At 36.9% G+C, this 12,094-nt stretch carries 9 protein-coding genes; 1 reads left to right on the top strand and 8 read right to left on the bottom strand.

What is annotated here, in order from left to right; genetic code table 11:
• Window position 1 precedes the first annotated feature (1 nt).
• From R2Q77_RS18650 to R2Q77_RS18625, 6 genes are all read right to left on the bottom strand, one after another.
• Window positions 2–1,078: an aminoglycoside phosphotransferase family protein gene (locus tag R2Q77_RS18650; protein WP_316805241.1), complete on the bottom strand. Its 1,077-nt coding sequence runs from the start codon at window positions 1,076–1,078 to the stop codon at window positions 2–4.
• Window positions 1,069–1,968 carry an NDP-sugar synthase gene (locus tag R2Q77_RS18645; protein WP_316805240.1) on the bottom strand — a complete coding sequence of 300 codons (900 nt, stop codon included), beginning with the start codon at window positions 1,966–1,968 and terminating at the stop codon, window positions 1,069–1,071. Before R2Q77_RS18645 ends, R2Q77_RS18650 begins: the two co-directional genes overlap by 10 nt.
• Before the next feature lie 102 nt (window positions 1,969–2,070).
• The gene (locus R2Q77_RS18640) at window positions 2,071–3,642 is read right to left on the bottom strand and encodes a helicase HerA-like domain-containing protein (protein ID WP_316805239.1); all 1,572 of its coding nucleotides are present in this window, start codon (window positions 3,640–3,642) and stop codon (window positions 2,071–2,073) included.
• A 96-nt stretch (window positions 3,643–3,738) separates the two neighbouring features.
• Window positions 3,739–4,041 (bottom strand): chaperone modulator CbpM, encoded by a 303-nt coding sequence (locus R2Q77_RS18635; protein WP_316805238.1) that lies wholly within the window; start codon window positions 4,039–4,041, stop codon window positions 3,739–3,741.
• Between the two features lie 3 nt (window positions 4,042–4,044).
• Window positions 4,045–4,941: a J domain-containing protein gene (locus R2Q77_RS18630; RefSeq protein WP_316805237.1), complete on the bottom strand. Its 897-nt coding sequence runs from the start codon at window positions 4,939–4,941 to the stop codon at window positions 4,045–4,047.
• A gap of 146 nt (window positions 4,942–5,087) precedes the next feature.
• Window positions 5,088–7,505 (bottom strand): alpha/beta hydrolase family protein, encoded by a 2,418-nt coding sequence (locus tag R2Q77_RS18625; protein WP_316805236.1) that lies wholly within the window; start codon window positions 7,503–7,505, stop codon window positions 5,088–5,090.
• A gap of 310 nt (window positions 7,506–7,815) precedes the next feature.
• Between R2Q77_RS18625 and R2Q77_RS18620 the strand changes: the two genes are divergently transcribed.
• Window positions 7,816–9,489, top strand: a complete 1,674-nt coding sequence (locus R2Q77_RS18620) for a hypothetical protein (protein ID WP_316805235.1) — start codon at window positions 7,816–7,818, stop codon at window positions 9,487–9,489.
• Window positions 9,490–9,726: 237 nt separating this feature from the next.
• Here the strand turns inward: R2Q77_RS18620 and R2Q77_RS18615 are convergent, their stop codons facing one another.
• Both R2Q77_RS18615 and R2Q77_RS18610 read right to left on the bottom strand, forming a co-directional pair.
• Complete coding sequence (locus R2Q77_RS18615; protein WP_316805234.1) at window positions 9,727–10,803, bottom strand: nitronate monooxygenase; 1,077 nt, start codon at window positions 10,801–10,803, stop codon at window positions 9,727–9,729.
• Between the two features lie 63 nt (window positions 10,804–10,866).
• Window positions 10,867–11,985: a M42 family metallopeptidase gene (locus tag R2Q77_RS18610; RefSeq protein WP_316805233.1), complete on the bottom strand. Its 1,119-nt coding sequence runs from the start codon at window positions 11,983–11,985 to the stop codon at window positions 10,867–10,869.
• Window positions 11,986–12,094: the final 109 nt, after the last annotated feature.

Raw genomic sequence — 12,094 nt, 5'->3', positions numbered from 1 at the left:
CTTATACTAAACTCTCCTCAATAATATCTTGCAGTTCTTTTTCGTGTACAGATAACTCACTAAGCAATTTAAACTGATTTTTTGCCCGATCCAAATTTTGTTCAGGATAATTTATTGGGTAATAAATACTTCCGTTTAAAAAGTCGGTTAAAAAACGCAATGCCTGCATATAAATAATATACCTGCCTGAAAATAAAATAAGCTCTTTTTCTGTTTCGGTAAGGATACTTTTCATTTCTGATAAATAACCTTTAACGGTGGCTTCGAAATAAGGCAGGCGAATTTTTATTTTACTTAAATCGGTTTCATTTTCAGAAAAAGCACATAAATAAGTTCGCATCATATCGCCAAGGTCAGAGATAAATTTGCCAGGCATTATGGTATCTAAATCAATTACACAAATACCTTCGAAAGTTTCAGCTTTAAGCAGAACATTACTGATTTTAGTATCGTGATGCATTACACGATCTGGGAAATCACTTCTGTGGGTAAAGGAGTTGTAATAATCCAGAACGTACTTATGATCTAAAGCACTGTCTATTTCTGTTTTAGCAAGGCCTTTAAATTGTTTATTGGTTAGGTTTAATGCTAAAGTAAACTGTTCATAACGTAAGGCCAAATCATGAAAACCCGGAATGGTTGGTTCCAAGGTATTGGCATTAAAATTATTTAATAACCTGCTGAGCTTACCAAATTGCTTGGCTGCTTCATAAGCTTGTTTAGGATCTGTTAGTACATCCAATGAAACAGAATCTGCAACAAAAGGAAGCATACGCCAGTATTCGTGGTGTACATGTACCATTTCATCACCATCAACGGTAGAAACAGGTTTAATGAAGAGATAATCCGGATAAGTTTTAGCCAGATAATCAGCTATTGCCTTTAAATTATTGGCAATTGCATTTGGGTTTTTGAAAACGTCGGTATTGATGTTTTGTAAAATATATTTTTGATCACCTGATAATGGCGAAAGCAAATAAGTCCGGTTTATTAATCCCGAACCTATTTGTTTAATATTTACATTTTCTTTAGTATAACCGTAGGCTTTTAAAACTTCGGAATCTAAATTTAACTCCATAGTTTTTCCGGGTAGGTTCCGTTTTTCACCAATTGATCTATACAATCCTGAACAAAGGGCTTATCTTCTTTGTAGGTCACGCCAAACCATTGGTTGGATGTAGGTACCACTTTAAAGGTAGCTGTATTGCTTTTTACCAAGCTTTCCCCAATTAGCGGAATAAAGAATTCTGCTTTAGGTTTATCTTTATTAGCTATTGCAAATGCTCTGAATAAATCTTCGGTGATTTTGAAAACTGCAGGTGTAAAACCCCAGAAATTCATAGATACCGGGGTATCAAAACTTAAAGGATATTGTTTATCATCTTCTTCAAAAACAATGGTTTCGTCTTGTTGAAAAACTTTAGTCCGTTCTATAATTTCTTCCAGATTGCCAGCTTCATCAACTTTGCAAACTCCTCTTGATACGGCACCAAAATCAGATAAAGTTTTTCCTATCTGATAACCAATAATGGAATAGTTGCTGTCTGTAGCTTCTGTGTTTAAGAAATCAACCATTTTTTTATAAGCATCAAAGCCATAAAAATCATCTGCATTAATTACACAGAAAGGCTCTTTTATAGCATTTCTGGCTGCTAATACAGCATGGGCAGTGCCCCAAGGTTTTTCTCTGTAAATTTCTTCTTCAATGCCGAATTGTTTCAAATCAAAGTTTTGAAAAACATAATCAGTTTCAATTCTGCCTTTAAGTTTAGGCTCAAAAATGGCTTTAAAATCTTCTAAAAATTCTTCTTTAATAATGAATACAACTTTTCCAAATCCGGCTTTAATTGCATCATAGATAGAATAATCGATAATTGTTTCACCATTAGGGCCGAAACCATCTATTTGTTTCATGCTTCCGTAACGGCTGGCCATACCAGCGGCCAATATTAATAAGGTAGGTTTCATCTAATTGTTTATTGTTTTTATTTGTAAGATGGTACCCTTAATGATTACATCATGTTGGGATCATTTGCAAAAATAGTAATTTGCGGGTATTAAATTAATTGCTTAAAAACCGAACAAACCCCCGCTTTTTGTTCTGGTTTTTTTACCTGTTAACATTCCAAACAAACCTCGTACAATTTCCTTGCCTATTTGACGGGTAATTGTTGCGCCCATTACTTGTTCAACAAGACTTTTTTCTCCTGGTTTTGGTTTGCTATCTGCTTCAGCTTGTTTTTGTGTCTCAGCTTCTTGTTTTTGTTGCTCTGCCGCGGCAGTTTGCTCATTTATACGTTTGGTTAATATTTCATATGCACTTTCCGGATCAATGGCATCTTTATATTTGGCGTACATAGGACTTCCGGTTACCAGCTTATCAAAATCTGCAGCAGTAAGCGGTCCCATTACCGATCGGGGTGGGGTAAGCATAGTTGCCGAAACTTCAGTTGGAATACCTTTTTCATTCAGTACCGTTATTAATGCCTGGCCTGTACCTAAAGAGGTTAATACTTTATCAATTTCGTAAAATTCTGATTTTGGATAGGTGTTAACCGTTTTCTTTAATGCATCTACATCATTAGGTGTAAAAGCCCTTAAAGCATGTTGTACCCGATTACCCAACTGCGCCAAAACGCTCTCCGGAACATCGGTAGGCGATTGTGTACAAAAGAATACACCAACACCTTTGGAGCGGATTAACCTGATAATCGTTTCTATTTGCTCCAGAAATGCTTTTGATGAGTTTTTAAATAGCAGGTGCGCTTCATCAAAGAAGAAAACCAATTTGGGTTTATCTAAATCCCCAACCTCTGGCAGGGTGTTAAATAATTCTGCTAAAAGGCTTAATAAAAAGGTGGAGTATAAAACCGGCTGGTTTTGTACATCGGCAATATTTAGTAAACTAATAATTCCTTTTCCATCTACCCGTTCAAAAAGATCTTCTGTATCAAAAGATTTTTCGCCGAACATGCCCCCTAAACCTTGCTGCTCAATGGCGACAATTTTTCTAAGCATGGTGCCTGATGTGGCAGTAGAAATGCTGCCATAACTGCTCTTAATTTCTGCAGCGCCTGTGCCTTCTGAAAGATATGATACTAATTTCTTTAAATCATTTAAATCAATTATCGGCATTTTATTGTCATCGGCGTATTTAAAAATAACAGCCATAACACCTGCCTGGGTGTCATTTAAGTCTAAAACTTTTGACAATAAAGTAGGGCCAAACTCCAGTACGGTAGCCCTCATTTGTGCACCCAGTTTTCCTGATAACGAATAAACTTCTACAGGAAAGCCAGAAGGAGTAAATGGTTTATTAAGTTGTTGTGCTCTTTCTTCTATTTTTGGATTTATTCCTCCAGGCTGGTTTAAGCCTGATAAATCGCCTTTAACATCGAGCATAAAAACGGGTACGCCTGCATCAGATAGCTGCTCACTTAATAACTGTAAGGTACGGGTTTTACCTGTACCGGTAGCCCCTGCAACAAGGCCATGCCTGTTCATCATCTTTAAAGATAGATTTACTTCAGCTTCGCTATACACCTGTCCGTCTAACATGCCCGCTCCCAAATAAATATAAGAGCCTGTAGGGGAGTAGGATGATTTTATTTTCTCAATAAATTTAGCAGATAAATCGCTCATGTTTTTTATTTTAGATCGCCCAATTTAAGAAACTAATTTTAAAATGATTGAGTTTTTATTTTTACTTTTCCACTTAATATTCAAACAAACGATTGATTAATGTAAGTAGAAATGTTTGTAATAATTAATTTCGTTTTTGAGTGTCGTTATTTCCTGTTTCATATCTTGCATTTGTCCTAATAAATGCGAAACAGCATGCAAGCCCTCGAGGTTAATTTCGAGTTCCTGGTGTAAACGGATATAATGTTCAAGTTTAACCAGTTCATCGGGATCGAGAAAAACTGTTTTTTTAATAATTGTAGTCTGGATCAGACCATACTCTTCTAAAGACTGAACAAATTTTATTTCTATTTTATGAAACACGCAAATGTCTTCTATCGATATTAGATTACTTTTCATAGCCTACAGTTTAGAAAGTTTTTCGAATAACTCTTTTTGCTCGGTATTAAGGTTTGTTGGTAGCTTTACCTGCCATTTAATATATAAATCGCCGAATTGATTTTCCTTTTTATAAACCGGAAACCCTTTACCTTTTAACCTTAATGTAGTATCTGGTTGCGTTTCTGGTGCAATTTTTAGTTTAACCTTTCCGGTTAAGGTTTCAACGATTTTTTCGCCTCCAAGCAAGGCTGTATATAAATCAATATCTTCCTGCACATAAATGTCATTGCCTTTACGTTTATACCTCGCATCTTCGTTTATTTTAAAGGTAATATACAGATCGCCGGGCGGACCTCCATTTGCACCTGCCGAACCGTAACCCGGAAGTTTTATTTTTTGCCCATTTTCTACACCGGCCGGAATGGTAATGCGCACTTGCTTGCCATTAACGGTTAAAGTTTGCTTATGGGTGGCGTAAGCATCCAAAAGATTTAATTGTAGCTCGGCATTGTAATCCTGTCCCTTAAAAGGAGATTGCCTGCTGCTTCGGCCACCTCCGCCTCCAAACATTGAAGAAAAGAAATCAGAAAAATCGTCTCCTCCATATCCACCTGAATAACTATTATAACCACTGCCGCCGCTCTGAGATTGATATTGTCTTTGCTGCTGCTGCTGGGCTTCGAACTGATCGGCGTGTTGCCAGTCTTTCCCGTATTTATCGTATTTTTTTCGTTTCTCCGGATCGCTTAAGACCTCGTTTGCTTCATTAATTTGCTGAAATTTTTTATTGGCCTCTTCATTTCCAGGGTTAAGATCGGGATGGTTTTTTCGGGCCTGTTTTCTATAAGCCTTTTTAATGTCATCAGCTGAAGCATTTTTATTAATATCAAGAATTTTATAATAGTCTAAGTACTCCATAACAGCTTAACAAATAAGTTGGATTTATGTTCAATTTACCGGAATAAATGTAGGCAAAAAAATAGATGCTAAATCGTAACGGAGATAATTTTGATGATACAAAAAATGCCCCGGTTTGGGGCATCTTAAGTTGAATCAGGGATGTGTTATTTCTTGTTTTTTACATATTTTTCGAGCCATTGATCTTGTTCCCAAAGCATGTGAAGAAGATTTTCTTTTCCGCGGTAACTGTGTGCTTCATAAGGTAAAAATACAAAGCGGGTTGTTCCACCGGCTCCTTTAATGGCATTAAACAAACGCTCACTGTTAATCGGGAAAGTACCAGGATTGTCATCGCTATCACCGTGAATTAAAAGAAGCGGGGTTTTAATTTTATCTGCATAACTAAATGGGCTCATTTCGTAATACAGCTGAGGAACCTGCCAATAGGTACGTTCTTCGTTCTGGAAACCAAAAGGCGTTAGGGTTCTGTTATAAGCACCACTTCGTGCAATACCTGCAGCAAAGAGGTTGGTATGCGCCAAAAGATTAGCCGTCATAAATGCACCATAACTATGACCGCCAACGGCCATACGTTTTTTATCACCCACGCCTAAATCAGCCAGTTTATTAATAGCAGCCTCTGCATTTAGCTGTAACTGATCCACAAAGGTATCATTAGGTTTTTTGCCATCTTTAGCTACAATTGGCATTTCTGCATTATCCAATACCGCATATCCACGGGTTACCCAAAATATTGGCGATGCCCAGCTAATGGTGGTAAATTTATCTTTCGATCCACGAATTTGTGCAGCATCGGCAGCCGAATTAAATTCGCGTGGGTAAGCCCATATTAAAGTAGGCAATGGGCCATCTTTATCTTTGTTATAACCTTTCGGTAAATATAAATCTCCGGTTAAATCAACGCCATCGGCACGTTTGTATGAAATTTTTTCTTTGGTAATGCCTTCCAGTGATGGGTAAGGGTTTTTGAAATCCGTAATCGGACGATCTGCAATTCTTAAAATTAAATTTTTAATGTAGTAGTTGGGTACTAATTTCTGGCTTTCTTTACGGGTTAACAATACCAGTTTATCAGGATCAATCACATCGCTTACATATTCAAAAGTACCTTCAGCACTACGCCAGATAATTTCATTTTTCTTTGTCGATAAATCAAACTTAGCCAGAAAAGGCAAATCACCTTTTTCTGATGATCCGACCGGGTTGTTCATTAATAACTTTGTACCATTATCAACCGTATGGATAACCTGACGGCCATATTTGTTTTTTGTGGTTACAGCAGATCCCGGATTGCCATAAGCATCGGTTTGATTGCGGCTGTATAATTCTTCAATAACACCGGTTGTTGGATTGTAACGGCTTACTTTACTGGTTTGTTTGCTGCGTAAACCTTCAGAGATTAGCGCCAGATTGGCATCGCCCCATTGTACACCACGATAGCGTGTTTGCGTTTTAAACAGTTCTTTTTCCGCTCCGGTAAAAGGCGCACTCAAAGCATAAACGGCATCATGAAAAGGTACATTCTTTTTGATTAAACCACTATCTAATGGTTTAGCCCAGGTTATGGTAGCGGGTTCATCATCGCGCCAGTCGAAACTACGTGGAACGTTTTGTGTGTTGTCATACCCAGAAGGCGTACCTTCTGATGAAGGCAGTTCTGCCAATACTTTTACCACTTTACCCGTTAAATCTGTAATGCTTACTGTAGACGGAAAGCCTCCGGCAGATACCAGGTAGGAAAATGGTTTGCGGATGGTTTCTATCATCATATAGGTTTTATCTGGCGATAAACTAACCGATCCATAAATTGCAGGTTTGCCAATCGGCGTTTCTACACCAGCAGTATTTTTTACCAGTTGGGAAGTGCCAAAAAACTCAAATAATTGCTCATCGTATGGCGATTTGATTAAATCCTGGTAAGTAGCACTTGGTGCTGCTTTGCCCAGGTTTTGCTGAATGGTTGGTCCTTTAGGCATTAAAGGTTTTACCGGCGCCGTGTTTGCAGGCTTGGTTACCGCACGGTAAATTACGGTTTGATCGTTTAACCAGGTTACACCACTTCCTAAAATTACATTTAAAAAGGCTTTATTAACCTTTGCAGCTTTTTTGGTTGCTACATCAATAATGTATAAATCAACTCCTTTTTGGGTGGTGTTGGTAAAAGCTATTTTGCTTTCTGAAGGATTCCAGCTAATGTTTCCGGCATAAAGCGGTGTTGGTAAGCCCGTAACCTGAAAGGTTTGATTACTTTTAATATTTTTCAGGCTGAAATTATTGATATAAGTTTGCCTGCTTGGTGCGTAATTGTTTGGGTTAAGCCTTAAACCTGCAATGCGATATTCTGGCATGGCCAATTCCTCAACAGAAGGATAAGAATTGCGCTCGCTAAATAAAATCCACTCTGCTTTACCATCAATGCTAACACCAGGTGTTGGCTTTGCCAGTAATAAATCGGCAATTTCTTTAGGGGGTGTTTGGTAGCTAACGGCATCCTGTGCAGAAGCATTTAATGCAATGCACGAGCCTGCTATTAAGAAATAGAGGTGTAATCTTTTAATCATTTCCGGGTGTATTTGATGTTTGGTTTTCAAATATTGGAAAATTTAAGCTGCCATGCAGCAGGGTAACTGCTTATTTACACTAAGAGGAGCTTGCTGTAGTCACATTATTGTATTTATTGAATGTGTTTTTTTCTTTCTCAGAACTGTAGAAATCCATAATCAAATATCACTTTATTATGATAAAAAAGGACTAATCATTTCTGCAAAGGGAGGATGGATTTATTTTTTGTGCTCTTCTAAATTTTGGCTGCAATTTTGTGTTATGATTTAAAATTTTCTAACCGTTAAAACAAAATATTCTATGAGAAAAATGAGCGTTCTCGAAACATTTATTACCGCAGGGATTTTTACAGTGATTTTTTTAAGCGCTTGTAAAAGTGGCTTAAATGAAAGGCAAAAGTTATTTCTTGATTATGCCAAACTGGAAGATAAATACCACTCAACAGGCTTTTACCGCAACCTCGATTTGTATGATGCAAATACTGATCCAGCGATATATAAAGATAGTATCTTCAATATTTCTTCTTTTAAGGCCGAATTACAAAAAAGTTTTAAACTAACGCTTAATGGAAATCAGATTGAGCCTGATCTTGGGGCAGCTGATCTTCAATACCCACACCATTATATATTTACACCACAAAAAGATGGATCAATACAGGTAAGCCTTTCTGTTTTTGTGCCAGATACTTATTATAAATTTTCGCTCAGTAAAAATGACATTGGTAAATCAATACTGAAAGATAGTGCAGAAATTACCTTGCTTGATATGACAAATGATGGTGTTACCCTTATGGTTGAAAATAAGGGCAACAGGCAAAGTTATGATTATACGTATGATAGTTTTGATAGGAAAGATTTCAGTGAAAAGAAAAGAGTAGAAGAGTATAAACAGCCGGGCTATGATAAATATTTGTTTATAAGCGAGAGTATTGAAACACCTAATTCTGGTCAAACAACGGTTAAGGATAGTTTGATAAAAGTGGATTTTGCACGTTTAAACATCAGTTTAGCTGACGAAAAAGGCAAAACGCTTGTAAGCGATGGAAGAATAAACGATTTTAGACATTATTTATGGTATAGAAACCATGATATGCCTTATCCTGAATTGACATCAGAATACATGGATATTCGCTCAAAGTATAAAGAAGAAGATCAGGATTCTCTTCATAAGTTTCATCCTATTCATATTTTAAATCTTAAGGCCAGCGGCAAAGTTGGTCGGGTCGATTTCTTTTTGAGATCAAATAAAGGCCATGTCGAAACCATAGATTTAGGCAATAAAATGCCACAACAGGCAATAGGGAAGGCGGGGCAAGATCAGCAGGAATACCTGCCGCTGGAAAACATTACCAAAGAAAATGTGGCTAAATTATTAAAGATTGGTTACGCAACATTACCGGTTAAGCGAGATGAACCTGATTATGTCTTGTTATACGCATCGCTGCCGCATGGTTTTAACAATGGGCATATGAGCATGAGTTTTGAGGATATTAAGTTTATTGGAAATAAGAAAGATACTGTAGGTATTGATCAAATGGATAATGCCAAAAATGACTTGAATGTTGGCTATTCAAACAGAAGTTATAATCTAAATGCGGTAAAGTTTGCGATGAAAAATGCATCTGCTACAAAAGTAATTGGCAAGATTGATTTAAGCGTGACTAATTATTTTGATAAAGAGTTTAATGTTAACCAGCTACCAAAAGGGTTAAACATGGCTGCAGATGGAGTAACTCTAATTGTTAAAAAGAATGAGCTTTCAATAGAGAATATGGTAGAGATTTATGCTTTTGAAGAAGGCAATAAGCTCCTTCCGTTGGCAACCTTTCGTATGGATAGTTATGTGCCTTCAAATGAGATGGTATTAGCTAAATATGTGAAAAAACCAGCTACAATGATTATTAGATTTAAAAAGGATAACGGAGAATTTAGTCAGGAAATTCCTTTTGAATTAGATATTTCAACTGTAAAAAACCAGAAATAATGCTATTAATAAGCGAAGTTTAGATGTTGAAAAGTAGATTGTTGAAAGTGCTTAATCATATACAGATTAAACTTAAAAAGATCTTATTTTTATTTCCAGATGCTGCTACCAATTTTTCGGATCCTAATTTTTGATCATAATGTGATCCTTGTACCAAGCCATTTGCCCGGAATTAAGAAGGAAATGGATAATTTATAAAAGCTAAGCCCTGATGAATTTAGGGGGTTTTTTATACGCTTAATTTTGCAGCAATAAAGTGTTGGTTTCTGTTATCAGCGCTTCCATTAAAGCCTTTGTTTCGGTGTATTTTAAACCTGAGTTATTTTGCCCTGACCATAAATTAACCAAATCTGTTTTGCCCTGGGCCAGCGCAGCATTTTTCAACGGCAATAAAAACCGGGTTTGCAGGGGAAAAGGTAATACTTCAGTTTCAAAAGAGACGTTTTCTGTAATTCTGTTACCAATCATTCTACCCATTCTTCCAGTCATGGATTTAGATAAAACCGTTTGAACAGGTTTTTCAGCAAGCAGGAGTGACTTGTGTACCGCAGTTGCATTAGATTCATTACAGGCCAAGAAAGCCGTACCCAGTTGTACAGCATCGGCTCCTAAGGTTAATGCAGCAGCAATTCCTCTGCCGTTTGTAATTCCTCCGGCAGCAATAAGCGGGGTTTTAATTTCTGTTTTTATTTGCTGAATCAGGGCAAAAGTACCAGTTAACGAATCCTGTGCAAGTTTCAGAAAAGAAGGCCGATGTCCGCCTGCTTCAAAACCAGCAGCTACAATGGCATCTACTCCGGCCTCTTCCAATAATAATGCTTCATTAAAAGTGGTTGCAGCGCCAATAGTTTTAATGCCAATCCTGTTGCATTCTTTTAATATTGCTTTATCAGGAATGCCGAAAATAAAACTAAAAACGGCAGGTTTAATTTTAAAGATCATTTCTACCTGCTGCTCAAATTTAGAGAAGATTTCAGTTGATAAATCGGGCAGCGGAATGTTTAATTCGTCGAAATAAGGTTTGAATAAAGCCTGTACCTTTATTAAATTTTCTTTTGGGTAATTTTTAAGCTGGTCATCCACATCATTTACCCAGAGGTTAATATTATAAGGTTTGCTGGTTTTTGATTTAATTTCTTCAGCAGCATCTAAAATTTGTGCAGGTGTTAAAGTATAAGCGCCATAACTACCTAAACCACCTGCATTTGATACTTCAGCTAAAAGATCAGCAGTAGAAAAACCACCACCCATAGGGCCAAGTAATATTGGATATTTAATTCCAAAAAGCTTACTTATTTTAGTGTTGTGCCACATTTTTATTTAATTGTTTTCTTAAACAAGAAAGGCAGCAAATCAATTGCTGCCTTTCTGTTGGTCTTATTTAAATTCTCTGAAATCCTGTCCTGCTTTAATGTTTAACAAGCTTTCGTAAATTAAGCTGATTACATTATCCACATCTTCCTTGTGCACCATTTCTACAGTAGTGTGCATGTAGCGTAATGGTAAAGATATTAATGCAGAAGGAACGCCACCATTGGAATAAGCAAAAGCATCTGTATCCGTTCCTGTTGAACGGGATGAAGCCTGGCGCTGAAATGGAATGTTATTTTTTTCGGCAGTTTTGATTAACAGTTTGTTCAGATTGGTTTGTACCGCAGGTGCATAAGAAACTACCGGACCTTTTCCGGCCGCTAAATCGCCCTGAATGTTTTTATTAATCATTGGCGTAGTCGTGTCGTGCGTTACATCTGTTACAATGGCAACATGAGGTTTTATGCGTTCAGCAATCATTTCTGCACCACGTAAACCAATTTCTTCCTGTACCGAATTTACAATGTATAATGCAAATGGCAGCTTCTTTTTATTTTCTTTTAATAAACGAGCAACCTCGGCAATCATAAAACCACCAGCACGGTTATCCAAAGCGCGGCCAACATAATAACGGTCATTTAAAACCATAAATTCGTCTTCGTAAGTAATTACACAACCCACATGGATTCCCAGTTTTTCTACTTCCTCTTTGGTTGTACAGCCGCAATCCAGAAAAATATTCTTTAATTCCGGTGCCTGTTCTTTTTCGCCATGGCGGGTGTGAATAGCAGGCCATCCAAAAACAGCTTTTACCAAACCATTTTCTGTATGGATATTTACACGCTTAGAAGGTGCAATCTGATGATCGGAACCCCCGTTACGGATCACATAAATTAAACCATCACTTGTAATGTAATTTACATACCAGGAAATTTCGTCGGCATGTGCCTCAATAACAACTTTATATTCAGCTTTTGGATTAATTACACCGACCGCTGTTCCATAATTATCAATAAAATGTTCATCAATATATGGCTTTAAGTAGTTTAACCAAAGCTTTTGCCCTTCCCATTCGTAACCAGTAGGCGCAGGGTTATTAATATATTCTTCAAAAAACTGCAATGATTTTTTAGTCACTACAGGAACATGTTTTTTCTTATTTTCTTCTTCTTTTTTCTTTGCCATAATCTTATTTTAGAGTTTAGATTTCGGTTTTTAACCTGATGAAACACCAAGCAAATCCGTTAATCTAATTTATTATTCTTGTTCTTCTGTTTTTAAATTGTAAATCTAC

It is taken from the genome of Pedobacter nototheniae (genome assembly GCF_032678625.1).
Lineage (GTDB): Bacteria > Bacteroidota > Bacteroidia > Sphingobacteriales > Sphingobacteriaceae > Pedobacter > Pedobacter nototheniae_A.
Note: the sequence above shows the minus strand (reverse complement) of the source record. Positions and strands in the feature narration are given on the sequence as shown.

Coding starts and splice junctions, on each gene's coding strand:
- R2Q77_RS18650 (WP_316805241.1), bottom strand. CDS start 1,078: ATGGAGTTAAATTTAGATTCCGAAGTTTTAAAAGCCTACGGTTATACT.
- R2Q77_RS18645 (WP_316805240.1), bottom strand. CDS start 1,968: ATGAAACCTACCTTATTAATATTGGCCGCTGGTATGGCCAGCCGTTAC.
- R2Q77_RS18640 (WP_316805239.1), bottom strand. CDS start 3,642: ATGAGCGATTTATCTGCTAAATTTATTGAGAAAATAAAATCATCCTAC.
- R2Q77_RS18635 (WP_316805238.1), bottom strand. CDS start 4,041: ATGAAAAGTAATCTAATATCGATAGAAGACATTTGCGTGTTTCATAAA.
- R2Q77_RS18630 (WP_316805237.1), bottom strand. CDS start 4,941: ATGGAGTACTTAGACTATTATAAAATTCTTGATATTAATAAAAATGCT.
- R2Q77_RS18625 (WP_316805236.1), bottom strand. CDS start 7,505: ATGATTAAAAGATTACACCTCTATTTCTTAATAGCAGGCTCGTGCATT.
- R2Q77_RS18620 (WP_316805235.1), top strand. CDS start 7,816: ATGAGCGTTCTCGAAACATTTATTACCGCAGGGATTTTTACAGTGATT.
- R2Q77_RS18615 (WP_316805234.1), bottom strand. CDS start 10,803: ATGTGGCACAACACTAAAATAAGTAAGCTTTTTGGAATTAAATATCCA.
- R2Q77_RS18610 (WP_316805233.1), bottom strand. CDS start 11,985: ATGGCAAAGAAAAAAGAAGAAGAAAATAAGAAAAAACATGTTCCTGTA.